Genomic DNA, 23,596 nt, shown 5'->3' with positions numbered 1-23,596 from the left:
CATGCGAGCCATCGAGCTCGAATCACGGCTGTGCCGGTCACGAGAGACGTCGTGTGCCGGCAGGCGCCCGGGCGTTGCATGCCGGCTGTCGCGTGCGGTGCGCTCAGCCGTGCCGGATCGCGATCGTCTTGAGCGCGGTGAAGCCGTAAAGCGCCTCGAAGCCTTTCTCGCGGCCGTGGCCCGAATGGCCGACGCCGCCGAACGGCAGCTCGACGCCGCCGCCCGCGCCATAGTTGTTGATGAACACCTGGCCCGCGCGCAGGCGCCGCGCGAGCCGCATCTGGCGTGCGCCGTCGCGTGTCCAGATGCCCGCGACGAGGCCGTACGGCGTGCCGTTCGCGAGCGCGACGGCTTCGTCCTCGTCGACGAAACGCATCGCCGCGAGCACGGGGCCGAACACTTCCTCCTGCGCGAGCCGATGCGACGGCGGCACGTCGCGCAACAGCGCGGGCGCCTGGTAGAAGCCGCTTTCGGGCGCGTCGGCGACGACCTGCCCGTGCGCGGCCATCGGAATGCCGTCGTGCTGCGCGTCGGACAGGAAATCCCACACGCGTTGCTGCTGCTTCGCGTTGATCAGCGGGCCGCAGTCGAGGTCGGCGCGGCTCGGGCCGACGCGCAGCCCGTTGAACGCGGTGGCGAGGCGCTCGACGAGCGGCTCGTACACCGCGCGCTCGATCAGCACGCGGCTACCGGCCGAGCAGGTCTGCCCGCTGTTCTGCACGATCGCGGACACGAGTACGGGCAGCGCCGCGTCGAGATCGGCATCGGCGAACACGATCTGCGGCGACTTGCCGCCGAGTTCGAGCGTGACCGGCACGTGGTTCTCGGCCGCCATCTGCGTGACCAGCTTGCCGGTGGCCGGGGATCCGGTAAACGAGATGTGGTCGATGCCCGGATGGCGAGCGAGCGCGGCGCCCGCTTCATGGCCGTAGCCGGTGACGACGTTGAGCGCGCCGGCCGGCAGCCCGGCTTCGGCGGCCAGCTCGGCGACGCGCAGCACGGACAGGCACGCGTCCTCGGCCGGCTTGACCACGCAGGCGTTGCCGGCCGCGAGCGCCGCGCCGACACTGCGCCCGAAGATCTGCATCGGGTAGTTCCACGGCACGATATGGCCCGTGACGCCGTGCGGCTCGCGCACCGTCAGCACCGTGTAGCCGGCCTGATAGGGGAGGGTTGCGCCGTGCAGCTTGTCGGCGGCGCCCGCGTAGAACTCGAAGTAGCGCGCGAGCGCGGCGGCATCGGCGCGCGCCTGCTTGAGCGGCTTGCCGGTGTCGCGCGCCTCGATCGCGGCGAGTTCCTCGAGATGGTCGGCCACGCGGGCCGACAGCCGCATCAGCACGCGGCCGCGGTCGGCGGCGCTCGCGGCGCCCCACGGGCCTGCGAATGCGTCGCGGGCCGCGGCGACCGCGCGTTCGACGTCGGGCGCCGTGCCGCGCGCGATCGTCGCGAACGGCTGGCCGTCGGACGGATCGACGACCGAGATGGTTTCCAGTTGCGCGGGCAACGTCCATTCGCCCGCGATGAAGTGCTTCGCCTCTTCCATGCCTGCTCCTGTCGACCCAAGTTAGCGCTTCAGCGCTTACTTGGGTCCCATGCATCGCGGTCGACCCGAACTGGCGCTTTGGCGCTTGCCCGGATCCCGTGCTTTATCGTCGACGTGCAACGCCGCCGCCGGTTCGACGGCCGGACATCCGGAACGATTATCGCGCCGATCGTCATCCGGACGCCACCGGTCGATTGGCTATAATGGCGCATTCCTTTTGGGGGACGCCCGCGGCGGTGCATCGGCCGAGGCGCCCTGTCCCGAATTCCCATCGACCTACAGAGAGTGCTCATGAGCTTCAATCATGTTCCGGCCGGCAAGGACCTGCCGCAAGATTTCAACGTGATCATCGAGATTCCCGCGCAAAGCGATCCGGTGAAGTACGAGGCGGACAAGGAACTGGGCCTTCTCGTCGTCGACCGCTTCATCGGCACGGGCATGCGCTACCCGGTGAACTACGGCTACATCCCGCAGACGCTGTCGGGCGACGGCGATCCGGTCGACGTGCTGGTGATCACGCCGTTCCCGCTGCTGGCCGGCTCGATCGTGCGTTCGCGCGTGCTCGGCATGCTGCAGATGACGGACGAATCGGGCGTCGACGCGAAGCTGGTCGCGGTGCCGCACGACAAGATCTGCCCGATGACGGCGAACCTGAAGACGATCGACGACGTGCCCGAGTACCTGAAGGACCAGATCAAGCACTTCTTCGAGCAATACAAGGCGCTCGAGAAGGGCAAGTGGGTGAAGGTCGAAGGCTGGGCCGGCATCGAAGCCGCGCACAAGGAAATCACCGACGGCGCCGCGAACTACAAGAAGTAAGCGGCGTGCCGGCCGACGGCCGGCGCGTGCGAAACGCGAACCGCGCGTGTCTCCTCAGGAGGCCGCGCGGTTTTGTTTTGCGCGCGCGGTTTTCCGGCCGGCGGACGGGGAGACGGGCGGCAGCGGGGCGGCCGGTGCCGGCTTCGCGCGTTTCGCGCGGGGCGGGGCAATCGCCGGAGTGATCGCCCCGGCGGCGGCTTTCGTGGCCGTCGGACGGCGGCGGCCCGGTGCGGAAGCGGCTTCTTCGCGTACGTTCGCGGCCGCTGCGGCGGCAGCCGGGGCCATTCTTTTCGATTGCGTGGATGAGGGCGAGCGTGCCTTCTTTACCGATGTGCTACGCGACGCGGTCTTTTTTGCGGCTGCATCGCCGTCGGTTTTTGCACGTTTCGCGTCCGGTGCGGCCTTATTTGCCTTCGTCGACTTCGACGCTTGTTTGCCCTTCGCAGGCTTTGCAGGCTTCGCGGCCGTTGCGGATCCGGCACGTTTCCCGGTCTTCGCCTTTTTCGCGGTGGCCGCCTCCGTTGCGGCTGTCTTCCGCGCATCGTCGGCGCTTTCCGCCTTCCTTTTCTTCCGCCCGCGCGCCATCGCGTTCGTCCCGGCGGTGTCACCGCTTTCGTCGAGCGTGATCGCCACCGGCAACACCGATTCCAGCGTCCGCAAACCGGCCGCCAGCTCGCGCTTTTTCGCGGGCGTGAGCCGCTTCACCCAGTATTCGGCGCGCGACGCGCTCGACCGGTCGGGCAGCGGAAACGACGCGAGCACCGCGCGCGGCTTGCGCGAGCGCGTGTAGCGCGCGCCCTTGCCGGACGCGTGTTCGTCGAAGCGCGCGGCGACATCGGTCGTGATGCCCGTGTAGACGCTGTCGTCGGCGCATTCGATCAGATACAGAAACCAGGACATGGCAGGGCGGCGGGATGCGAAGCCGCCAGTGTCTCAGAAAAAATGCGCGTCAACGCCACCGGTCGCCATGCCCGTCGCGAAAGCGGCTCGGCGCCGCACCGAGTTCGCGCGTGAAGAAGCGCGTGAACGCGCTCGTCGAACGGAAGCCGACGCGCACGCCGATCTCGCCGATCGGCAACCGCGTGTTGAGCAGCAGGTCGCGTGCCTCGCCGAGCCGCGCCTGCGCGACGAGCGCGTGGAAACCGACCGCTTCGCGATGCAGGCGCCGGCGCAACGTCCAGCGCGACATCGCGAAGCGCGTGCATACGTGCTGCATCAGCGTATCGGTCGGCACGTCGGTGTCGTCGGACGTGCGCAGCCAGTCGCGCACGCATTGCTCGACCGACGAGCCGAACGTCGAACGTGCGCGCACGCGCTCGCGTGCGGCGTCGGCCGCATGACGCTGGATGCCGGCGAGCGGCGCGTTGTAGCGCTCGAACGGCGTGTCGAAGTGCGCGGAGCGCAGCACGATGCGGTTGTGCGCGGCATCGAACGACACCGGCGCGCCGAGCATGTCGCGCAGCGCGGCAACGGGCGCGAATGCGCGGCCGGCGAATGCGGCGGCGTCGACGTGCACGTGCGGATCGTACAGGCGCGCGAGCGCCGCGAGGATCGCGAGGTTCGCGAACGCGCTGCCCGCGTGCAGGCCGTCGCCTTCGTTCACATACTCGAGCGCGATCGCGTCGCCGTTCTCGTGCGCGAACACCCAGTCGACGTTGCCGATCAGGTCGCGATAGTGCAGGTAGCCGTGCAGCGCGTCGCGCAGCGTCGCCGCATTGCACGTGATGCCCGCGAGTTCGGGAAACGGCACGAGCCACGGCACGACCTGCGGCGGCGGGCGATGCCACGACAACGGCCAGCCGCTCGTCAGTTGCATCGCGGCCACGTGCCGGTCGCCCGCGATGCGGCGCGTGTCGTCGGCGAGCTCGGCCGGCCCGATGCCGAGCGTTTCGTAAAGCGGTGCGGGATCGATGCCGTTCGCACGCGCGTCTTCGCACAGCCAGCGGTAGATCCGGACGGATACCGATTTCTGTTGCAACTCCATGTCTGTCTCCCTGTCGTCATGCCGTTCGGGTTTGTCCCCGCTGCGAGAGGTCAACGCATGCTCCTGCCGGTCAAGCGTGGTGACCGGTCGATTTTTAGACTTGGACGCTGGAGTGAGACGACAAGTACTAACAGAACGATTCTGGAGGATCAATGAAAACTTCGCTGTTCCGGTATTCGACGATTGCGTGCGCATGCGCGCTCACGGTGTTGCTCGCATCGTGCGGCGGCGACGACATTCACGCCCCGACCGACCCCGACGCGGCAGCCGACCAGCGCGCGGCGGCCCTCGTGGCGCAACTGACGACCGACGAAAAGCTGCAGCTCGTGCATGGCACCGGCATGCCGGCGCTCGGCCTGGGCGGCCCGTTTCCGGCCGATGCGCTGAACGGCGCGAGCTACATCCCGGGCGTGCCGCGGCTCGGCATTCCGGCGGTCAGCAGCGCCGATTCGGCGGGCGGCGTGAACGTGAAGAACGCACGCGTCACCGCGCTGCCCGCGCCGGTCGCGCTTGCGGCGACGTGGGACCCGGCGCTCGCGGGCGCCTACGGCACGCGCATCGCGCTCGAGCTGCGTGCGCTCGGTTTCGCGGAGGGGCTCGGCGGGGGCGTGAACCTCGCGCGCGAGCCGCGCAACGGCCGCACCTTCGAATACATGGGCGAGGACCCGGTGCTCGCGGGCACGCTGAGCGCCGCGCGCACGCAGGCCACGCAGGCGCAGAAGGTGATCGCGACGATCAAGCATTTCGCGTTCAACGACCAGGAAACCAACCGGATGACGGTCGATTCGGTCGTCGACGAGCGAACCATGCGCGAGGCGGAACTGCTCGCGTTCGAGATCGGCGTGAAGGACGGCCAGCCGGGCAACGTGATGTGCTCGTACAACAAGCTGAACGGCGTATATGCGTGCGAGAACCCGTATTTGCTGACGACGGTGCTGAAGAACGAGTGGGGTTTCAAGGGCGTCGTGCAGTCCGACTGGGGCGCGACGCACTCGACGGTCGCGGCCGTGCAGGCCGGGCTCGACGAGGAACAGCCGGGCGCGGCCGACGACGGCAACGCGCCGCTCGGCTCGTACTTCAATTCGAAGCTGCGCGCGGCGCTGCAGGCCGGCAGCGTGTCGGTCGCGCGGCTGAACGACATGGTGCAGCGCAAGCTGCGCACGCTGATCCGCATCGGCGTGATGGACGCGCCGCCGAAGCCGGGCGGCGCGATCGACGAAGCCGCCGGCAATGCCGATGCGCTCGCGATCGCACGGCAAGCGGCGGTGCTGCTGAAGAACGCGGCCGCGCCGGGCGACACGCAGCCGGTGTTGCCGCTCGCCGCCGGCGCGCTCAAGTCGGTCGTCGTGATTGGCGGCCATGCGGATGCGGGCGTGCTGTCGGGCGGCGGCTCGGGGGCGGTGCCGGCGATCGACGGCAACGCGGTGACGTCCTGCCAGCAACCGGCCGGCATGCTGTTCGGCGGCTGCGCGACCTGGTACAAGTCCGCGCCGCTCGCGGCGATTCGCGCGAAGGCGCCGAGCGCGTCGGTCAGCTATCTCGACGGCACCGACGCGAATGCCGCGGCGAGCGCGGCCGCACAGGCCGATGTCGCGATCGTGTTCGCCACGCAGTGGCAGACGGAAGGGCTCGACCTCGCGAGCCTGTCGCTGCCCGATGCGAAGGCGGACCCGTACAACCAGCAATACGACCAGAACGCACTGATCGCCGCGGTCGCCGCGAAGGCCAGGCGCGTGATCGTCGTGCTCGAGAACGGCAGCCCGGTGCTGATGCCGTGGCTCGCGAACGTGCATGGCGTGCTGGACGTGTGGTATCCGGGCGCGCAAGGCGGCCAGGCGATCGCCGACCTGCTGTTCGGCGACGCGAATCCGTCGGGCCGGCTGCCGCTGACGTTCCCGAAGCAGGAGGCCGATCTGCCGCAGCCGACGATCGATCCGTCGAACCTGCAGAACGTCTATGCGGAAGGGCTCGCGTACGGCTATCGCTGGTTCGACGCGAAGGCGATCGAGCCGCTGTTCCCGTTCGGCTACGGCCTGTCGTACACGACGTATGCGTTGTCGGCGATGTCCGCGCAGGCCGACGCCGCCGGCAACGTGACGGTCGGCGTGACGGTGACGAATACCGGGGCGCGCGCCGGTACGCATACGGTGCAGATCTACGCGGCGCTGCCCGCGTCGCTCGGCGAGCCGCCGAAGCGGCTCGTCGGCTGGACCAGGGTCGCGCTGCAGCCGGGCGAGGCGCGCACGGTCAGCGTCGCGGTGCCGGCACAGCGCTTCGCGGTGTGGGATGCGAGCGCGCACGCATGGCGGATCGGCGCGGGCAGCTACGGGCTGTCGGCGGCCGCGTCGTCGCGCGACCCGCAGGCGCTGTCGCAGACGGTGACGCTCGCCGCGCACTGAGCCGGCGGCGGCCGTGCGGCATGCGGCGAGCCCATGCGTGGCTGCGCCGCATGCCGGTGCGCGGGATGACGCTAGCCGGCGCCGCGCCGAAACGGATCGTGCTCGCGCAGTTCGTCGACGTACGCGTGGATATGCTCGGTTTCGCGTTCGAGAAAGCGCGCGACCGCGTCGGAAAAAGCCGGATGCGCGAGCCAGTGCGCGGAGTGCGTGACGGTCGGCAGGAAACCGCGTGCGAGCTTGTGCTCGCCCTGCGCGCCGCCCTCGAACGTGTCGAGCCCGGCCTCGATGCAGAATTCGAGCAACTGGTAGTAGGCCGTTTCGAAGTGCAGGCAGGGCACGTGCTCGATCGCACCCCAGTAGCGGCCGTACAGCGTGCCGCCGCCGTGTTCGCCGCGCCGGTACACGGCGAGCGCGCTCGCGATCGGCCGGCCGTCGGCTTCCGCGATCACGAGCAGCAGGTTTTCCGGCATCGTCGCGCCGATCGTGCGGAAGAAGTCGAGGTTCAGATACGGGCTCGAATAGTGCTCGCGGTAGGTCTGCCGATAGCAGCGCGAGAAGAAGCGCCAGTCGGCGTCGGTGATTCGATCGCCGGTGAGCCGCCGGAAGGTTACGCCCGCGTCGTGCACCTTGCGCCGCTCCGCGCGGATGTTCTTGCGCTTCTTCTGCTCGAGCGTGCCGAGGAAATCGTCGAAGTGCCGGTAGCCGTCGTTGAGCCAGTGGAACTGCACGCCTTCGCGCAGCATCATCCCCATCGATTCGAGCAGCCGCGCTTCGTCGCCGGTCGGGAACAGCACGTGCAGCGACGACACGTCGCTCTGCTCGGCGAACGCGAGCAGCGTGGCCGCGAGCCGGCGGCGCGCGTCGTCGTCGGCCGCGAGCAGCCGCGTGCCCTGCACCGGCGTGAACGGCACCGCGCACAGCAGCTTCGGGTAATAGGGCAGGTCGTTGCGCTGGTACGCGTCGGCCCACGCCCAGTCGAACACGTATTCGCCGTACGAATGCTGTTTCGCGTAGACGGGGGCGGCGGCCGCGAGGCGGCCGGTGCGCGCGTCGGTCAGCGTGACGAAGTGCGGCGACCAGCCGGTGTCGTCCACCGCGCAGCGCGCGACGTGCAGTGCGTCGAGGAATTCGTGGCGCAGGAACGGCGTGGGCTGCGCGTCGCGCGCGAGCAGCGCGTTCCATTCGTCGGCCGGCACCTCGGCGGGGGACGACAGGATGCCCGTGCGATAATCGATGCGTTCGTGTTTCAAGCGTGAATCCGTACCGTTGGATGTTGCCGGGTGCGGGCCGCCATGGCCCGCGCCCGGGTCGATTTCGTCAGCCGCTCGAGGCGCGCCGCCGGGTTGCGCCGATCCCGCCATGAAGACCCGACTCGCTCTCGCCCAGATCAACGTCACCGTCGGCGATTTCGCCGGCAACGTCGCGCGCATCGTCGCGGCCGCGCGTGCCGCGCACAACGATGGTGCGCAGCTGATGGTCGCACCCGAACTCGTGCTGTCCGGCTATCCGCCCGAAGACCTGCTGCTGCGGCCCGCGTTCTACGCGGCCGCCGCCGCCGCGCTCGACGCGCTCGCCGACGCGCTGAAGGCGTTCGACGGGCTCGCGGTGCTGGTCGGCCATCCGATGCGGGGTGCGGGCAGGGGGCCGGGCGGCGGTGCGGACAGCGCGTCAGCCGTCGATGGTAATGCAAACCGCCCGATCGAGCGCGGCGTGCCGCCCACCGACACCTTCAACGCGGTGTCGCTGATCGTCGGCGGCGAGATCGTCGGCACCTACCGCAAGCAGGATCTGCCGAACGCCGAGGTGTTCGACGAGAAACGCTATTTCGCGACCGACACCGAGCCGCTCGTGTTCGAGCTGAACGGCGTGAAATACGGCGTGATCATCTGCGAGGACGCGTGGCATGCGTCGGCCGCGCAGATCGCGAAGGCGGCCGGCGCGCAGGTGCTGCTGATCCCGAACGGCTCGCCGTATCACATGAACAAGGAAGCGGTGCGCATCGACATCCTGCGTGCGCGGATTCGCGAGACCGGGCTGCCGATGGTGTACGTGAACCTCGTCGGCGGCCAGGACGAACTCGTGTTCGACGGCGGGTCGTTCGTGCTCGACGCGCAGGGTGCGCTCGTCGCGAAGATGCCGCAGTTCGACGAGGGGCACGCGATCGTCGAATTCGACGGTGCGCGGCCGCTGCCCGGTGCGATCGCGCCCGAGCTGTCGACCGACGCGCAGGTGTATCGCGCGCTCGTCACCGGCGTGCGCGACTACATCGGCAAGAACGGCTTTCCCGGCGTGCTGATCGGGCTGTCGGGCGGCGTCGATTCGGCGCTGGTGCTGGCCGTCGCGTGCGATGCGCTCGGGCCCGAGCGCGTGCGCGCGGTGATGATGCCGTCGCGCTTCACGGCCGACATCTCGACGACGGACGCGGCGGAAATGGCGCGGCGCGTCGGCGTGCGCTACGACGAGATCGCGATCGCGCCGATGTTCGATGCCTTCCGCGCCGCGCTCGCGGGCGAGTTCGCGGGCCGCGCGGAAGATGCGACGGAGGAGAACATCCAGGCACGCATCCGCGGCACGCTGCTGATGGCGCTGTCGAACAAGTTCGGCTCGATCGTGCTGACGACCGGCAACAAGAGCGAGATGGCGGTCGGCTACTGCACGCTGTACGGCGACATGGCCGGCGGGTTCGCGGTGATCAAGGACATCGCGAAGACGCTCGTGTACCGGCTGTGCCGCTATCGCAACGCAACGGCCGATTACGGGCTGCGCGACGTGATTCCCGAGCGGATCCTGACGCGCGCGCCGTCGGCCGAGCTGCGCGAGAACCAGACCGACCAGGACAGCCTGCCGCCGTACGACGTGCTCGACGCGATCATGCGGATGTACATGGAAGAAGACCGGCCGCTCGCCGAGATCGTCGCGGCCGGCTACGCGCGGGCCGACGTCGAGCGCGTGACGCGGCTCATCAAGATCAACGAATACAAGCGCCGCCAGGCGCCGATCGGCATCCGCGTCACGCATCGCGCCTTCGGGCGCGACTGGCGCTACCCGATCACGTCACGCTTTACCGAACGGCTCGATTGAGCGGCGCTGGGCCGGATGCGGCCCGCCGGCTTACAATCGGGAAAGCGATTTTTCATCCAAACGAGCATTGGGGGACAACCACCATGAAACGCATTACCGCCATCATCAAGCCGTTCAAGCTGGACGAAGTCCGCGAAGCGCTCGCCGAAGTGGGGCTCACGGGCCTGACCGTGACGGAAGTGAAGGGCTTCGGTCGCCAGAAGGGCCATACCGAGCTGTATCGCGGCGCCGAATACGTCGTCGACTTCCTGCCGAAGATGAAGATCGAGGTGGTCGTCGCGGAAGCGCAGGTCGATCAGGTGATCGACGCGGTGATCGGTGCGGCGCGCACCGGCAAGATCGGCGACGGCAAGATCTTCGTGTCGGACGTCGAGCGCGTGATCCGCATTCGCACCGGCGAAGAGAACGAAGCGGCCGTCTGAGCACCGCGTCCGCGCCGTTCGGTCACGCGCGGCCGCTTCGGCCGAGCGCGCGCCGGGTCGCACGAACCCGCCGCCCAAGAAAAAACGGTGCGGATACCCGGTTGGGTACCGCACCGATACGCGCCTCTCGCAGCAGCGTGGAAAGTGTTGTCGAATCGTTCTTTGACGGCGCCTGATCAGAACAGGTGCTGGATGCCGGCGTAGACGCCGGTCTGGCTGCCGCCCGGATTCGGGTTGCCCGTCGACACGGCCGTACCGGCGCCGTTCGCGTTCAGGCCGAAGTTCGCGTTCTTGCTGTTGCGCACCGTCGCGACCTGCAGGTCGAACAGCGTGCGCTTCGAGATGTTGTACGAGCCGCCGACCGTGTAGATGTTCGCGTTGCCGCCGCCGTGGTTCGCGTTCACGTGATACACGGCCGCGATCAGCGCCGCTGCCGGCGTTGCTTGCCACGTCACGCCGCCCCACACCTGTTGCGTACCCGTCACGCCGGCGTTCACTGCCGGGCCACCGCTGCCGTCGGCGCGCGATGCCTGGTAGGCCGCCTGAACCTTGAACTGGCCGAGGAACACGTTCACGCCCGCGAAGTATTCGCGCGAGTAGTTGAACACGTCCGAGAAGCGGCCGTTGCTGTCGCGCGTTTCGTCGTAGATGCCGCGCAACTGGAACAGCGAGTTCGTGTAGGTGACCTGACCGCCCATTGCACGGCCCGGTTGGCCGGCCGTCGTGTTGCCGTTGAAGCTGGTCGAGTTCGAGAACGAGAACTGGCCGTAGAAGTCGAGGCCGTAGAGCGACGGCGACTGGTACGACACGTTGTTGCTGGTCTTGTTCCAGTTGCGGCCGCGCACCAGCGAGGCCGTCGACCAGGCCGACTGGCCGAACGGGTCGAAGTCCCACACGCCGTTGGCGATCGCGAGTTCGCGACCCAGCAGCAGCGTACCGTAGCGGTCGTTGGAGATACCGACGGTCGCGAAACGATCCCAGATCGAGCCGCTGAAGCCGCCCGTCATCGTGTTGAACGCGCCTTCGAGGTGGAACAGGACCTTGTTGCCGCCGCCGATGTCCTCGCTACCCTTCAAGCCCCACAGGCTCGTGCCCCAGTCGCCGCTTTCCGCGCGCACTTGGTGGCCGTTTTGCAGGCCGTTCATGTACTCGATGCCTGCATCCAGGCGGCCATACAGCGTGACGCTGCTCTGCGCGTGCGCCGTCACCACCCCAGCAGCCATCAGCGCGGCCGCGACCAAAGCTTTCTTCATCATCTCCTCCATACCCTGTCAAAAAGTCAACCCAGACTGCACGAGATGCCCGGAGCGCGAGCGCCGGGCAAAAGCGGGATAACCAGGGAGACCTCGTGCAGGGCCGGTAAGCGCGGCACGCGGGCAAGCAGACGGAAAACCGTTGAGCGGTCCCGCGCAGCCGGGTCGGCCTGCGGGGTCTCCTTGTTGTGTCGTGAAGCTAAACTACATTTCACGAACTTCGTTTTGCTACTTTGGTTACTAATTTAGCAAAAATACAATTTTGTGGCGACGGAAATCGTTGTTTGACTAACCGCTGTCGCCAAATTGCCATGCAACACGCTGCGCAACAGGGGTCCCAAGGGTGCTCGATTGCCGGAAAACCCTTGTCCCGCAAGGCAGACATGGATTTCGCGGGCATGGGTCAAGGATTGCCACTATTGACGTTGCCGGGGCGCCGGCGTAAGCGCGAAAGTCGCGAAATTGGTAAGTATTTCGTAATGATTCGGGCGATTGCCGCCATCGTCGATCGATGACTGAAATGCCCGTCGCGCAACGCGTCGCGCTTAGTCCGGGCGCGGTCGTGCGTCGAGCAACTGGGCGCGAATCCAGCGATGCGCATCGGTGCGCGCGTGCTTCGCATGCGAGTAGACCTTCACCGTGTAGCGCGGGATCGCGAACGGCGCCGGGAAGATGCGGATCGGCGCCGCGTGGCGCAGCGCCTGCGCGGCGCGGTTCGGCACGGTCATCAGGAGCGCCGACTCCGCGATCACGAACGGCGCGGCCAGCACGGTCGGCAACTGCACGGCCACCTGCCGCGCGAGACCGAGCCGGTCGAGCACGTGATCGACGACGCCGCGCGCTTCGTTCCACGGCGTGACGACCACGTGGCGGGCGGCCAGATACTGGTCGAGCGTCAGCCGCCGACGGATGTCCGGGTGCGTGGCGCTCGCGATCACGACATAGTCGTCGGAGAACCAGTCGAAATCCTCGATGCCGGGCGCGTCGGCCGCCGATTCCTCGTGGTAGCCGAGCGCGAAGTCGATGCGGCCGGCCGCGAGTTCGTCGACGGAAATCTTGCGGTCCGAATGGATGACGCGGATCCGCAGGTGCGGCGCGACGTGCTGGATGCGGGCCAGGAACGCCGGCAGCACCGCGAACGCCGTGTAGTCGGTCGCGGCGAATACGAACGTCCGGTCGCTTTGCGCGGGATCGAAGCGGCGCGCGCGGGCGAGCCCCTTCGACATCGCGTCGAGCGCGTCGCCGGCCCACGTGGCGATGTCGTCGGCGCGCACGGTCGGCTGCATCTCGTTGCCGAGGCGCACGAACAGCGCATCGCCGATCGCGTCGCGCAGCCGCGCGAGCGCATGGCTCAACGCCGACGGGCTCAGCGCGAGCTCATGCGCGGCCGCCGCGACCGACCGGTGGCGGTACAACGCGTCGAACACGAGCAGCAGGTTCAGGTCGAGGCGGCGGAGGTCGGGATGCATCATGTTCAGGTCGGAATGAAAAGACTGCACTTCCTGCAGTTGTGCCGTGAACGTAGCATGTCGATCTGACCGGCGCCAGGTGTGACAGCGCCGGCGCCGTATTCCGTTTTCCGTCCGGGCCGAAGGAGGGCTCCCCACCGTGCAAATCGATATCCGTTCCGCCACCGTCGCCGACGCGCCACTGATCCTGCGCTTCATCACCGAACTGGCCGTCTACGAGAAGGCGCAACACGAAGTCGTCGCGACGCCCGAATCGCTCGAGCGCAGCCTGTTCGGCGAAGGCTCGCCGGCGCGTGCGCTGATCTGCGAGGTCGACGGCGAGCCGGCCGGCTTCGCCGTGTATTTCTTCTCGTATTCGACGTGGCTCGCGCGGCAGGGGCTGTATCTGGAGGATCTGTACGTATCGCCGCGTTTTCGCGGCGCCGGCGCGGGGCTGCGGCTGCTGAAGGCGCTCGCGCGGATCGCGGTCGAGTCGGGCTGCGGGCGTTTCGAATGGAGCGTGCTCGACTGGAACGAGCCGGCGATCCGCTTCTACGAGCGCGTCGGCGCGGCGCCGCAGAGCGAATGGGTGCGTTACCGGCTGGCGGGCGACGAACTGCGCGCGTTCGCCGACGGCGCGCCGGTGAGCGTCGCGTAAACGCAAAACGGGCGCCGCGCGGCGAACCGCGAGGCGCCCGTTCGGGCGTCGTGCGTGACGGACGCGTTACTTGAGGCTGCCCGACAGGAAGCCGCGCAGGCGTTCGCTCTTCGGGTTCGCGAACACCTCGGCCGGCACGCCTTCTTCCTCGACGCGGCCCTGGTGCAGGAACATCACGTGATTCGACACGTTGCGCGCGAAACCCATCTCGTGCGTGACGACGATCATCGTGCGGCCTTCCTCGGCCAGCTTCTGCATCACCTTCAGCACTTCGCCGACCAGTTCCGGATCGAGCGCGGAGGTCGGCTCGTCGAACAGCATCACGTCCGGATGCATCGCCAGCGCTCGCGCGATCGCGACACGCTGCTGCTGGCCGCCGGACAGATGCGACGGATACTGCTTCTCGACGCGCGGCGCGAGGCCGACCTTCTCGAGGTATTCGCGCGCACGGTCCTCGGCTTCCTTCTTCGGGATGCCGAGCACGTTCACCGGCGCTTCCATCACGTTCTCGAGTACGTTCATGTGCGACCAGAGGTTGAAGTGCTGGAACACCATCGACAGCTTGGTGCGCACGCGCTGAAGCTGCTTCGAATCGGCCGCGCGCAGCGCGCCCGTCTTGTCGAGCGCGGTGCGCACTTCCTCGCCGTCGACGAAGATGCGGCCCGCGTTCGGCTGCTCGAGGAAGTTGATACAGCGCAGCATCGTGCTCTTGCCGGAACCGGACGAGCCGATCACGCTGATCACGTCGCCCGAGTTCGCCTTCAGCGACACGCCCTTGAGCACCTCGTTGTCGCCGTACCGCTTGTGGAGATCGTCGACGAAAAGCTTTTGATTCTGGGAGTTCATCAGTATTCCTGCGGAAACTTACTTGCCTTGCGGGCGCAGATACGCGAGCCAGCGGCGCTCGGCCTGGCGGAACAGCCACACGAGCGTGAACGAGATCACGAGGTAGAGCAGGGCGGCGATGCCGAACGCGTGGAACGACATGTAGGTCGCCGAGTTCACGTCGCGCGCGATCTTCAGGATGTCCGGCACGGTCGCGGTGAACGCCACCGTCGTCGCGTGCAGCATCAGGATCACTTCGTTGCTGTACAGCGGCAGCGCGCGGCGCAGCGCCGACGGCAGGATCACGCGGCGGTACATCGTGAACGTGGACATCCCGTATGCGCGCGCGGCTTCGATTTCGCCGTACGACGTCGCCTTGATCGCGCCCGCGAAGATTTCGGTGGTGTATGCGCAGGTGTTCAGCGTGAACGCGAGCAGCGTGCAGTGCATCCCGTCGCGGAAGAACGCGTCGAGCATCGGCGTGCCGCGCACGACCTGCAGGCTGTAGAGGCCCGTGTAGCAGAGCAGCAACTGCACGTAGAGCGGCGTGCCGCGGAACACGTACGTGTACAGCCAAACGGCGCCCGACAGCCACTTCTTCTTCGACACGCGCGCCACGGCGAGCGGCACCGACAGGCAGAAGCCGAGGCCGATCGACACGACCAGCAGCCACAGCGTGATCGCGACGCCGGTGATGCGATAGCCGTCGGTGTAGAGATAGTTGCGCCAGTATTCTTGGATGAGTTCGATCATAGGTCAGCCTTGCGGACACCGGTCGAGTAGCGCTTTTCGAGCCACATCAGCACGAAGTTCGAGATCGTCGTGATGGCGAGGTAGACGGCACCCGCGATCAGCGTGAAGAAGAAGAACCGCAGCGTGCCCTTGCCGGCGTCCTGCGACGCCTTCACGACGTCGGCCAGGCCGATGATCGACACGAGCGCGGTCGACTTCACGAGCACCTGCCAGTTGTTGCCGATGCCCGGCAGCGCGAAGCGCATCATCTGCGGGAACATGATCCGCGTGAACACCTGCCAGTTCGTCATCCCGTACGCGCTGCCGGCCTCGAGCTGGCCGCGCGGCACCGACAGGAACGCGCCACGGAACGTCTCGGTGAAGTACGCGCCGTAGATGAAGCCGAGCACGAGCACGCCGGCGAGGAACGGATCGATGTCGATCTGGTCCCAGCCGAGCGCGTCGGTCGCCATGTTCAGCCAGATCTGCAGGCTGTAGAACAGCAGCAGCATCAGCACGAGATCGGGTACGCCGCGGATCAGCGTCGTGTAGAGGGTGCCGACGCCGTTCGTCACGCGATTGCGCGACAGTTTCGCGCCGGCGCCGAGCAGCCCCAGCAGGAACGACAGCGCAAGCGAAAGCACCGCCAGTTTGACGGTTTGCCAGGTGCCGGCGAGGATCAGCGGGCCGTAGCCTTGTAGAAACATATGGGGTCCCTGGTGTGGTCCCTGAGGGCGCACGCAGTGCGCCGCGAAAGACGCGCCCGCCAAGCTGCGCGGAACGCCCCGTGCGTATCATGACCGTCCGCCCCGGCAACGGGGCCGGGCCCGCCCGTCGCGCGAGCGGCGGGCAAGGGAGCGGGCGGCGCGTGGTTGACTGCCTGTACTGCCCGGACGCGGGGCCGCCCCCGCATCCGCTGCTGCTTCTCGTCGGCGCTCAGCGAGCCGACGCCGAATAGATGCTGAACGAGAAGTACTTGTGCGACAGCCGGTCGTACGTGCCGTCCTTGTGCATGTCGGCCAGCGCCTGGTTGATCTTGCGCTTCAGGTCGGTATCTTCCTTGCGCAGGCCGATCGCGGTGCCGTCGCCGATCGTCTTCGGATCCTTCACCTCCGGCCCGGCGAACGCGAAGCCCTTGCCGCGCGGCGTGCGCAGGAAGCCGTAATCGGCCTGCAGTTCGTCCTGCAGCGTCGCGTCGAGGCGGCCCGAGCCGAGATCGGTATAGACCTGGTCCTGATTCTGGTAAGGAACGATCGTCACGCCCTGCGGTTCCCAGTACGCCTTCGCGTAGGTTTCCTGCGTCGAGCCCTGCTCGACGCCGACGCGCTTGCCTTTCAGCGACGCGACCGTCGGCAGCAGCGGCGAGCCGGTCTTCGCGATCATTCGCGCGGGCGCGTCGTACACCTTGTCGGAGAAGTCGATCTGTTCGCGGCGCTTGTCCGTGACGGTCAGCGACGACACGATGACGTCGTACTTCTTCGCCTTCAGCGCCGGAATGATCCCGTCGAGATCCTGCGCCACCCACACGCATTTCACGTTGATCCGCTTGCAGATTTCCTTGGTGAGATCCACGTCGAAACCGACGATCTCGCCGCTCGGCGCGGTCGACTCGAACGGCGGGTAGCTGGCATCGACACCGATCCGCACGGTCTTCCACTCCTTCGCGAAGGCGCTGCCCGCCACGAGGGCGAGGGCGGCGCACAGGGCGGCCTTCTTCATTTCCATCCTTCTGTTGCTGACTTTCCGGGGGCGCTCGCGGCCGGTCGGACCGGGCGCCGCGGCGTATTCTAGACGGCCAAAAATCGCCGATCGGCGCTCTGGCGTTGGCGGCTGCCGGAACGGCGAACGCCAAAAGGGCGGTATTTTACCCGAACGCGATACCCGGAAAACGGCAATCCGGCACGGTCGACCGATTCCTCGATTCGGCTGTTGCGGTAATCGTGGCATTCGGGGCGGATATTCCGACAATTGATTGCACGAATGCAACGATGCGGTGCGCGGGCGACGGATTGTGGCGCGTTCGACCTCACCCTACAGTTGAGGTAAACCCGAACCAAGAATCTGCGTCCCGAGCGTTCACCCCATGTTCCAGATCCTGCGCGCCGAAGACCGCTGCCACACGCGCCACGGCTGGCTCGAATCGAGTCACAGTTTTTCGTCCGCGTGCCGCACCGCGCCTGCCCATGCGCCGGCGCGTCCGCCCGTCGGCGCGCTGTGCGTGCTGAGCGAGGACCTGATCGCGCCGACGCGCGGGTTCGGGATGCAGCCGCGCCGCGACGTGGAGATCGTCACTTACGTGCTGGACGGCGCGCTCGCGCACCGCGACAGCCTCGGCTGCGGCGCGATCGTCCGTGCCGGCGGCATCCAGCGGATGAGCGCCGGCACGGGGCTCGTGCATAGTGAAACCAACGCGTCGCGCGATCGGCCGCTGCACCTGTTGCAGATCTGGCTGCAGCCGGCCGAGCGGGGCGGGCGCCCCGGCTACGAGGAACGGCGTTTCGCCGACGACGAGAAGCGCGGCCGGTTGAGGCTCGTCGCGGCGCCCGACGGCGGCGACGGCGCGCTGTCGATGCGGGCGGACGCCCGCATCTTCGCGGGGCTGATCGACGGCGACGAGACGACCGCATTCGACGTGCCGGCCGGGCGCAGCGTCTACGTGCACGTGGCGCGCGGCGAGGTCGAGGTCAACGGCCGCGCGCTGGCCGTCGGCGACGGCGCGCGGATCGGCGGCGTGGACGCGGTGGCGTTCGCGCGCGGCCGCACGGCCGAGGTGCTGCTGTTCGACGTCGCCTGAAACGAAAAGGGGGCGCAGGCCGGTGCCTGCGCCCCCTTCCGCGCCGCTGCGAGAGCGGCCCGCCGGCTTACTGCGCCGGCGCCGACGCGCCCTTGGCGGCCGCGCGATGCTGCTCCCAGCGCTCCTTCATCTTCTCGTGGCGCTGCTCCATCTTCGCGAACTGCTGCTTGAGCGCCGTGCTGACCATCGTCTTCTGCGAGTCGTTCAGCCCGTTGTAGAACGTGAGCCACGCGGCGGACGTCTGCTCGCGCAGTTGCGCGTTTTGCGCCTCCGCCTGCTGGCGTGCCGAATGCATCGCGCTCAGGTCGAGGATCGGCTGGTTCTGCTGCGCCTTGAACTGCTCGCGCATCTGCTCGTGGCTCTTGCGCATCGCGTCACGGTTCTGCTTCATCGTGTTGACGGCCGCCTGCCATTGCTGCTCCTGCGACGCGTTGAGCTTCAACTGATCGTGCAGTTTCATGATCGCGCCGAACGGGCCGCCTTCGTGGCCGTCATGCATCCGGTGCATGCCGGGGCCGCCCGGCGGCGGCATGTCGTTGGGCTGCGCGGCATGCGCGGTGCCGAATGCGAGAGCGAGCACGGTGGCGGCCGCAATGGCCACGCGGGAAGTCTTCTTATACATTTCAGAAACTCCTTGTATCCAAAGGGTCCGGCGATGCGGTGCCGGGAAAGCCGGGTACCGCATCCGGTAAGACGCAGGTTAGCGATCCGGGCCCCGGCGGGTGTTACGCGGGGTGGCGGCCCGGTTACCGTGCATTACAGTTCCCTTGCGCGGTAACCCGCAGTAACCCTTTCGCCCCTTTGTTTCGTTCTTCCACTCCGCCCTCGCGCGATAAACTTCGAGCCATGACTACCCAGATCCTCATCGTCGACGACGACCAAGAACTCCGAGACCTGCTGCGCGACTATCTCGTGCGCCAGGGGATGGAAGTGTCCGTGCTGCACGACGCGGCGACGCTCGAGAAACGCCTCGAGCGCGAACGGCCCGACCTGATCGTGCTGGACCTGATGATGCCGGGCGTGGACGGCCTGACCGCGCTGCGCCAATTGCGCGCGGCCGGCGACGACATCCCCGTGATCATGCTGACCGCGCGGGCGGACGACGTCGACCGCATCGTCGGGCTCGAGCTCGGCGCGGACGACTACCTCGGCAAGCCGTTCAACCCGCGCGAGCTGCTCGCACGCGTGCAGGCCGTGTTGCGCCGCCGCCGCGCGACGCCGTCGGCGGCCGCGCCCGAGCAGCGCGAGCCGTTCGCGTTCGGCCGCTTCCTGCTCGACTTCCAGGCGCGCACGCTGTCGGTCGACGGCAAGCCGGCCACGCTGTCGAGCAGCGAATTCGCGCTGCTGAAGATCTTCGTGAACCACGCGCTGCGCACGCTCACGCGCGAGCGGCTGCTCGAGCTGCTGCACGGGCCCGAGTACGACGGCACCGACCGCGGCATCGACGTCCAGGTGTGGCGCCTGCGCCGCATCCTCGAAACGGATCCGTCGACGCCGCGCTTCATCCAGACGGTCCGCGGGCGCGGCTACGTGTTCGTGCCCGACGGCGAGGCCCATGCGCAAACCCATTGATTCGCTGTTCGGGCGGCTGGCGCTGCTCGTCGTCGGCGTCCTGCTCCTGTCGCACTTCGCGTGGTTCTTCGCGATGCGGCTCGAGCGCAACCAGATGCAGACGCGTTATGCGGTCGAGGAGGCCGCGTTCCTCGTCGATGCGGTGCGCCAGCACGTGGCGCGCACGCCCGACCAGCCGCTGCCGTCGCGCGTGCGGCTCGTGTCGCCGGACAGCGCCGACGTGCCGAAGGGCGGCGATGCGGGGCTGCCGCCGCCGCTGAAGCGGTTCCGCGACGACGTGAGCGACCGCATGCCGCCCGGCACGCAGGTCGAGATCGGCACGCCCGGCCATCCGCCGGTGCTGTGGGTGAAGGAGCCGGCCGACCGCAACTGGATCGTGGTGCCCGTGCAGCCGCTGCGGCCGCCGCGCTCGCTCGACCGGATGCTGCTGTGGCTTGGCACGATCTTCTCGGCCGGCGTGATCGCCGCGCTGTTCGCGGCCTGGCAGTTGCAGCAGCCGCTGCGCTCGCTCGCGCGCGCGGTCGCGCGTTTCGGCCGCGGGCAGCCGGTGCCGCCGCTGCGCGAACGCGGGCCGCGCGAGCTGCGCCAGCTCACGCGCGGCTTCAACCAGATGGTGGAGCAGGTGTCGCAGGCCGAGAGCGATCGCGCGGTGATGCTGGCCGGCGTCGCGCACGACCTGCGCACGCCGCTCGCCCGGATGCGCCTGCGGGCGGAAATGATGGACGACGCGCGGCTGCGCGACGGCGTCGTGCGCGACGTCGACTCGATGTCGCACATCGTCGACCAGTTCCTGGTATTTGCACATGGCGGGGCCGATCGCAGCGAGCCGGTGCCGGTCGACCAGGCGTGCGAGCGGATCGCGCGCAGCTACCGCGCGGTCGCGCCGAACGCGCCGACGGTCCAGACGCGGCTGGAGGCCGATCCCGGCTTCCGGCTGCCGACGGCGACGCTCGACCGGATCCTGTCGAACCTGCTGGACAACGCGCATGCGTACGGCGCACCGCCCGTGCTCGTCGAGACGGCGCGCACGCCGACCGGTTACGTGCTGTCGGTCAGCGACAGCGGCGGCGGCATCGCGCCGCGCGACCTCGCGGCCGCCACGCGGCCGTTCGTGCGGCTCGATCCCGCGCGCGGCGGGAACGGCCACAGCGGGCTCGGGCTCGCGATCGTCGAGCGGCTCGTGCTCAGGCTCGGGGGCGCGTGCGACATCGGCAATCGCCCCGAAGGCGGCCTGCGCGTGTCGATGACGTTCCCGTTCGAGGTCGTGCCGAAGGACGACGAACGTCACGCACAGGCCGCGTGAGCGGCTGCGGCGCCTGCCCTACCGGGCAGGCGCCGCGCGGCGTCATTCGCCGAACAGCGTGCCGAGCGTCTCGGCCGCGTTGCTGTCTATCGTGTTGTAGGTCACCGTGGTGGCCTCGAAGATGTAGACGGTCGTATACCGGCCGAGACGCTCCAGGATTTCCTCCTGCAGCGATTCCGGCACGACGTTCATGTTCAGGTACCACGCCGTGGACGACAGCCGCGTCTGGAACGACCCGTACTCCTGCATGAGTTCATAGAACGCATCGGCATCCTGATCGCGACAGACGATCACCAAGTTTCCTGCCATTCCCTTCCTCCCGCTCGTCGGTCGATCCCCGGGCCTGTCGACACAAAGTGCGTGCGCATTGCCGCGACACGGCCGAAACGACCCCCGGGGGCTAGCCCCGATCATACCTGCTTCGCCGTCTCCGGCTGCTGATGCCGGACACGGTTTGTGTCCGTGTGCGGGTGGCGGGTTCACGGCCGGCCCGGATCACGGCATAATTCGGGCCTGCGTGCCGGCCGCGGGATTGCGGCCAGGCCGTTCCGTACCGCGCGCCCGCCATCCGCCCACGCGCCGGGCACGATCCCTGCGCTGCCTGCGCCGTCCGGGGACGGTTGTACCTGAAATACAGGTTGGTGTAGTGTCGTGCCGTCGCGGCCCGGCTCGACCGGCCGCGGCTGCGCATGCGTGCGTGCACGGCGCGCCGCGCGTGCACGAGATCGCCAGTCAATCGAATTACCGCGCCCGTGCGCTTTGCCATGAATCAACATCGACTGCCGGCTTCGATCGGCCTTACCGGGGAGGGCGCCTGATGAACGTCGGATTCTTCAATCCGAACCGGACCGCCAACGCATCCGCGTGGCGCGTGCTGCCGAACCGGTGGGACTTCATCGCATTTCCGCTGATCATCTGCCTGATCGCGATGGCGGTGGTCGGCTTTCACGAAACGATGGCGCCGATCGGCGTGCTGCAGACGCAGAAGATCTCGCTCGATCCGTCGAACCTGCCCGAATATGCGCTGCGCACCACGCTGCGAATGCTCGCCGCGATGGTCGCGTCGCTCGTGTTCACGCTCGTCTACGGCACGCTCGCGGCCAAGAGCCGCCGCGCGGGCATGGTGCTGATCCCGATCCTCGACATCCTGCAGTCGGTGCCGGTGCTCGGCTTCATCTCGTTTACGGTCACGTTCTTTCTCGCGCTGTTCCCGAGCCGCGTGCTCGGCGCCGAGCTGGCCGCGATCTTCGCGATCTTCACGAGCCAGGCGTGGAACATGACGTTCAGCTTCTACCAGTCGCTGCGCACGGTGCCGCGCGATCTGGACGAAGTGTCGCGCGGCTTCCACCTGACGTCCTGGCAGCGCTTCTGGAAGCTCGAAGTGCCGTTCTCGATGCCGGGCCTGATCTGGAACATGATGATGTCGATGTCGGGCGGCTGGTTCTTCGTCGTCGCGTCGGAGGCGATCACGGTCGGCAACCAGACGATCACGCTGCCGGGCATCGGCGCGTATCTCGCGCAGGCGATCTCGGACAAGAACTTCGGCGCGATCGGCTGGGTGATCCTGACGATGACGGTCGTGATCCTCGCGTATGACCAGTTCCTGTTCCGCCCGCTCATCGCGTGGGCCGACAAGTTCCGGATGGAGAACACCGCGTCGGGCGACGCGCCGCAATCGTGGCTGCTCGACCTCGTGCGCCGCACGCGGCTGATCCATCAGCTGCTCGTACCGGCCGGCTGGTTTTTCGCGAAGGCCGCGCGGATCCCGCTGCGCCTGCCGCTGTCCGGTGCGATGCGCTTCACGTTGCCGAAAGTCGAGAAGAAGGCGTCGCGCACGGTCGACATCGCATGGGCGGGGCTCGTGCTGATCGGCACGGCCTATATCGTATGGCGCGTCGTCAGCTTCGTCGCGACCGGCGTGACGATGGCCGAGGTCGGCCACGTGCTCGTGCTCGGGCTCATCACGCTGCTGCGTGTGGTCGTGCTGATCTCGATCGCCTCCGTGATCTGGGTGCCGATCGGCGTGTGGGTCGGGCTGCGCCCGAAGCTGGCGGAGAAGCTGCAGCCGCTCGCGCAGTTCCTCGCCGCGTTCCCGGCGAACCTGCTGTTCCCGGTGTTCGTGATCGTGATCGCGCGCTTCCACCTGAACGCGGATATCTGGCTGTCGCCGCTGATCGTGCTCGGCACGCAGTGGTATATCCTGTTCAACGTGATCGCCGGCGCAACGTCCTACCCGAACGACTATCGCGAAGCGGCGACCAACTTCCGCATTCGCGGCTGGCAGTGGTGGCGCCAGGCGATTCTGCCCGGCATCTTCCCGTACTACGTGACGGGCGCGATCACCGCATCGGGCGGCGCGTGGAACGCGAGCATCGTGTCGGAAGCCGTGCAGTGGGGCAGCACCAGGATCGAGGCGCACGGCCTCGGCGCCTACATCGCGCAGACCACCGCCGCCGGCGATTTTCCGAAGATCATCCTGGGCATCGCCGTGATGTCCCTGTTCGTCACCTTGTTCAACCGCCTGCTGTGGCGCCCGCTGTATGCCTTCGCCGAAGCGAAGCTGCGGCTCGACTGAGACCGATTGAGAGCGAAACGCGATGCACAATCCGAATGCTGTAAACGCCCCCGTCCAGACGTCCCAGCCGCCGCGCCTCGGTGAAGAGATCCTGCGCGTCGATCACGTCTGCCGCGGCTTCAACAAGACGCAGGGCGAGCTGCTCGTGCTCGACGACGCGAACCTGTCGCTGCGCGAAGGCGAGATCG

At 67.9% G+C, this 23,596-nt stretch carries 22 protein-coding genes and 1 pseudogene; 11 read left to right on the top strand and 12 right to left on the bottom strand.

Annotated elements, in window-relative coordinates; translation table 11 throughout:
* Positions 1-103: 103 nt before the first annotated feature.
* The gene (locus WS96_RS20260) at positions 104-1,543 is read right to left on the bottom strand and encodes an aldehyde dehydrogenase family protein (RefSeq protein WP_059834884.1); all 1,440 of its coding nucleotides are present in this window, start codon (positions 1,541-1,543) and stop codon (positions 104-106) included.
* Between the two features lie 291 nt (positions 1,544-1,834).
* Between WS96_RS20260 and ppa the strand changes: the two genes are divergently transcribed.
* Positions 1,835-2,362: an inorganic diphosphatase gene (gene ppa / locus WS96_RS20255; RefSeq protein WP_006489643.1), complete on the top strand. Its 528-nt coding sequence runs from the start codon at positions 1,835-1,837 to the stop codon at positions 2,360-2,362.
* Positions 2,363-2,416: 54 nt separating this feature from the next.
* Here the strand turns inward: ppa and WS96_RS20250 are convergent, their stop codons facing one another.
* Positions 2,417-3,262 carry a GIY-YIG nuclease family protein gene (locus WS96_RS20250; RefSeq protein WP_059834882.1) on the bottom strand — a complete coding sequence of 282 codons (846 nt, stop codon included), beginning with the start codon at positions 3,260-3,262 and terminating at the stop codon, positions 2,417-2,419.
* A gap of 49 nt (positions 3,263-3,311) precedes the next feature.
* Positions 3,312-4,346 (bottom strand): helix-turn-helix transcriptional regulator, encoded by a 1,035-nt coding sequence (locus WS96_RS20245; RefSeq protein WP_059834879.1) that lies wholly within the window; start codon positions 4,344-4,346, stop codon positions 3,312-3,314.
* A gap of 152 nt (positions 4,347-4,498) precedes the next feature.
* Between WS96_RS20245 and WS96_RS20240 the strand changes: the two genes are divergently transcribed.
* Positions 4,499-6,745, top strand: coding sequence for a glycoside hydrolase family 3 C-terminal domain-containing protein (locus WS96_RS20240; RefSeq protein WP_059834877.1), 2,247 nt, complete (start codon positions 4,499-4,501; stop codon positions 6,743-6,745).
* A 71-nt stretch (positions 6,746-6,816) separates the two neighbouring features.
* On the opposite strand, the gene WS96_RS20235 is transcribed toward WS96_RS20240, so the two are convergent.
* Complete coding sequence (locus tag WS96_RS20235) at positions 6,817-7,995, bottom strand: GNAT family N-acetyltransferase (RefSeq protein ID WP_059834875.1); 1,179 nt, start codon at positions 7,993-7,995, stop codon at positions 6,817-6,819.
* 109 nt (positions 7,996-8,104) lie between these two features.
* Here WS96_RS20235 and WS96_RS20230 point away from each other — a divergent pair, with 109 nt between their 5' ends.
* Both WS96_RS20230 and WS96_RS20225 read left to right on the top strand, forming a co-directional pair.
* Complete coding sequence (locus WS96_RS20230) at positions 8,105-9,826, top strand: NAD+ synthase (RefSeq protein WP_059834873.1); 1,722 nt, start codon at positions 8,105-8,107, stop codon at positions 9,824-9,826.
* Between the two features lie 83 nt (positions 9,827-9,909).
* Complete coding sequence (locus tag WS96_RS20225) at positions 9,910-10,248, top strand: P-II family nitrogen regulator (protein ID WP_006398637.1); 339 nt, start codon at positions 9,910-9,912, stop codon at positions 10,246-10,248.
* A gap of 176 nt (positions 10,249-10,424) precedes the next feature.
* Here WS96_RS20225 and WS96_RS20220 read toward each other — a convergent pair whose 3' ends face one another.
* Positions 10,425-11,504, bottom strand: coding sequence for a porin (locus WS96_RS20220; RefSeq protein WP_059834997.1), 1,080 nt, complete (start codon positions 11,502-11,504; stop codon positions 10,425-10,427).
* 362 nt (positions 11,505-11,866) lie between these two features.
* Between WS96_RS20220 and WS96_RS34095 the strand changes: the two genes are divergently transcribed.
* Positions 11,867-12,016, top strand: a complete 150-nt coding sequence (locus tag WS96_RS34095) for a hypothetical protein (protein ID WP_179949963.1) — start codon at positions 11,867-11,869, stop codon at positions 12,014-12,016.
* A gap of 30 nt (positions 12,017-12,046) precedes the next feature.
* Here the strand turns inward: WS96_RS34095 and WS96_RS20215 are convergent, their stop codons facing one another.
* A complete protein-coding gene (locus WS96_RS20215) occupies positions 12,047-12,973 on the bottom strand; it encodes a LysR family transcriptional regulator (protein WP_082720316.1) in 927 nt (308 codons plus the stop codon).
* A gap of 136 nt (positions 12,974-13,109) precedes the next feature.
* Here WS96_RS20215 and WS96_RS20210 point away from each other — a divergent pair, with 136 nt between their 5' ends.
* Complete coding sequence (locus WS96_RS20210) at positions 13,110-13,607, top strand: GNAT family N-acetyltransferase (RefSeq protein ID WP_059834869.1); 498 nt, start codon at positions 13,110-13,112, stop codon at positions 13,605-13,607.
* Positions 13,608-13,673: 66 nt separating this feature from the next.
* On the opposite strand, the gene WS96_RS20205 is transcribed toward WS96_RS20210, so the two are convergent.
* The 4 genes from WS96_RS20205 to WS96_RS20190 all read right to left on the bottom strand — a co-directional run bounded on the left by WS96_RS20205 (position 13,674) and on the right by WS96_RS20190 (position 16,883).
* The gene (locus tag WS96_RS20205) at positions 13,674-14,453 is read right to left on the bottom strand and encodes an ABC transporter ATP-binding protein (RefSeq protein ID WP_034208098.1); all 780 of its coding nucleotides are present in this window, start codon (positions 14,451-14,453) and stop codon (positions 13,674-13,676) included.
* 18 nt (positions 14,454-14,471) lie between these two features.
* Positions 14,472-15,185: an ABC transporter permease gene (locus tag WS96_RS20200; RefSeq protein WP_034208097.1), complete on the bottom strand. Its 714-nt coding sequence runs from the start codon at positions 15,183-15,185 to the stop codon at positions 14,472-14,474.
* A complete protein-coding gene (locus tag WS96_RS20195; protein WP_034208096.1) occupies positions 15,182-15,871 on the bottom strand; it encodes an ABC transporter permease in 690 nt (229 codons plus the stop codon). The genes WS96_RS20200 and WS96_RS20195 overlap by 4 nt, the downstream gene beginning before the upstream one ends.
* A gap of 229 nt (positions 15,872-16,100) precedes the next feature.
* Positions 16,101-16,883, bottom strand: a complete 783-nt coding sequence (locus WS96_RS20190) for an ABC transporter substrate-binding protein (RefSeq protein ID WP_059834995.1) — start codon at positions 16,881-16,883, stop codon at positions 16,101-16,103.
* A 364-nt stretch (positions 16,884-17,247) separates the two neighbouring features.
* Here WS96_RS20190 and WS96_RS20185 point away from each other — a divergent pair, with 364 nt between their 5' ends.
* Positions 17,248-17,958, top strand: a complete 711-nt coding sequence (locus WS96_RS20185; RefSeq protein WP_059834867.1) for a pirin family protein — start codon at positions 17,248-17,250, stop codon at positions 17,956-17,958.
* 67 nt (positions 17,959-18,025) lie between these two features.
* Here the strand turns inward: WS96_RS20185 and WS96_RS20180 are convergent, their stop codons facing one another.
* Positions 18,026-18,580: a periplasmic heavy metal sensor gene (locus WS96_RS20180; protein ID WP_034208093.1), complete on the bottom strand. Its 555-nt coding sequence runs from the start codon at positions 18,578-18,580 to the stop codon at positions 18,026-18,028.
* 224 nt (positions 18,581-18,804) lie between these two features.
* On the opposite strand from WS96_RS20180, the gene WS96_RS20175 reads away from it, so the two are divergent.
* Together WS96_RS20175 and WS96_RS20170 are read left to right on the top strand one after the other, a co-directional pair.
* Positions 18,805-19,530: a response regulator gene (locus WS96_RS20175; protein ID WP_006493394.1), complete on the top strand. Its 726-nt coding sequence runs from the start codon at positions 18,805-18,807 to the stop codon at positions 19,528-19,530.
* Complete coding sequence (locus tag WS96_RS20170) at positions 19,514-20,833, top strand: ATP-binding protein (RefSeq protein ID WP_059504872.1); 1,320 nt, start codon at positions 19,514-19,516, stop codon at positions 20,831-20,833. The genes WS96_RS20175 and WS96_RS20170 overlap by 17 nt, the downstream gene beginning before the upstream one ends.
* 42 nt (positions 20,834-20,875) lie before the next feature.
* Here WS96_RS20170 and WS96_RS20165 read toward each other — a convergent pair whose 3' ends face one another.
* Positions 20,876-21,142 carry a double-stranded DNA-specific endonuclease gene (locus WS96_RS20165; RefSeq protein ID WP_011545926.1) on the bottom strand — a complete coding sequence of 89 codons (267 nt, stop codon included), beginning with the start codon at positions 21,140-21,142 and terminating at the stop codon, positions 20,876-20,878.
* Positions 21,143-21,650: 508 nt separating this feature from the next.
* Here WS96_RS20165 and WS96_RS20160 point away from each other — a divergent pair.
* Both WS96_RS20160 and WS96_RS33770 read left to right on the top strand, forming a co-directional pair.
* On the top strand, positions 21,651-23,408 hold the full coding sequence (locus WS96_RS20160) for an ABC transporter permease (RefSeq protein WP_059504874.1): 1,758 nt from the start codon (positions 21,651-21,653) through the stop codon (positions 23,406-23,408).
* A gap of 22 nt (positions 23,409-23,430) precedes the next feature.
* Positions 23,431-23,596 (top strand): annotated as a pseudogene (locus WS96_RS33770) (nitrate/sulfonate/bicarbonate ABC transporter ATP-binding protein); the annotation flags it as partial.

The sequence above is a fragment of the Burkholderia sp. MSMB1835 genome (genome assembly GCF_001526365.1).
In the GTDB taxonomy this organism is placed as follows: domain Bacteria; phylum Pseudomonadota; class Gammaproteobacteria; order Burkholderiales; family Burkholderiaceae; genus Burkholderia.
This window is presented reverse-complemented; position numbering and strand designations above follow the sequence as displayed.

Excerpts from the sequence above, each read along its gene's own strand:
- WS96_RS20165 (WP_011545926.1), bottom strand. The coding sequence starts at position 21,142 with ATGGCAGGAAACTTGGTGATCGTCTGTCGCGATCAGGATGCCGATGCG.
- WS96_RS20190 (WP_059834995.1), bottom strand. The coding sequence starts at position 16,883 with ATGAAGAAGGCCGCCCTGTGCGCCGCCCTCGCCCTCGTGGCGGGCAGC.
- WS96_RS20160 (WP_059504874.1), top strand. The coding sequence starts at position 21,651 with ATGAACGTCGGATTCTTCAATCCGAACCGGACCGCCAACGCATCCGCG.
- WS96_RS20170 (WP_059504872.1), top strand. The coding sequence starts at position 19,514 with ATGCGCAAACCCATTGATTCGCTGTTCGGGCGGCTGGCGCTGCTCGTC.
- WS96_RS20230 (WP_059834873.1), top strand. The coding sequence starts at position 8,105 with ATGAAGACCCGACTCGCTCTCGCCCAGATCAACGTCACCGTCGGCGAT.
- WS96_RS20175 (WP_006493394.1), top strand. The coding sequence starts at position 18,805 with ATGACTACCCAGATCCTCATCGTCGACGACGACCAAGAACTCCGAGAC.
- WS96_RS20200 (WP_034208097.1), bottom strand. The coding sequence starts at position 15,185 with ATGATCGAACTCATCCAAGAATACTGGCGCAACTATCTCTACACCGAC.
- ppa (WP_006489643.1), top strand. The coding sequence starts at position 1,835 with ATGAGCTTCAATCATGTTCCGGCCGGCAAGGACCTGCCGCAAGATTTC.
- WS96_RS20180 (WP_034208093.1), bottom strand. The coding sequence starts at position 18,580 with ATGTATAAGAAGACTTCCCGCGTGGCCATTGCGGCCGCCACCGTGCTC.
- WS96_RS20225 (WP_006398637.1), top strand. The coding sequence starts at position 9,910 with ATGAAACGCATTACCGCCATCATCAAGCCGTTCAAGCTGGACGAAGTC.
- WS96_RS20240 (WP_059834877.1), top strand. The coding sequence starts at position 4,499 with ATGAAAACTTCGCTGTTCCGGTATTCGACGATTGCGTGCGCATGCGCG.
- WS96_RS20245 (WP_059834879.1), bottom strand. The coding sequence starts at position 4,346 with ATGGAGTTGCAACAGAAATCGGTATCCGTCCGGATCTACCGCTGGCTG.
- WS96_RS20220 (WP_059834997.1), bottom strand. The coding sequence starts at position 11,504 with ATGATGAAGAAAGCTTTGGTCGCGGCCGCGCTGATGGCTGCTGGGGTG.
- WS96_RS20260 (WP_059834884.1), bottom strand. The coding sequence starts at position 1,543 with ATGGAAGAGGCGAAGCACTTCATCGCGGGCGAATGGACGTTGCCCGCG.
- WS96_RS20250 (WP_059834882.1), bottom strand. The coding sequence starts at position 3,262 with ATGTCCTGGTTTCTGTATCTGATCGAATGCGCCGACGACAGCGTCTAC.
- WS96_RS20185 (WP_059834867.1), top strand. The coding sequence starts at position 17,248 with ATGTTCCAGATCCTGCGCGCCGAAGACCGCTGCCACACGCGCCACGGC.
- WS96_RS20195 (WP_034208096.1), bottom strand. The coding sequence starts at position 15,871 with ATGTTTCTACAAGGCTACGGCCCGCTGATCCTCGCCGGCACCTGGCAA.
- WS96_RS20205 (WP_034208098.1), bottom strand. The coding sequence starts at position 14,453 with ATGAACTCCCAGAATCAAAAGCTTTTCGTCGACGATCTCCACAAGCGG.
- WS96_RS20215 (WP_082720316.1), bottom strand. The coding sequence starts at position 12,973 with ATGATGCATCCCGACCTCCGCCGCCTCGACCTGAACCTGCTGCTCGTG.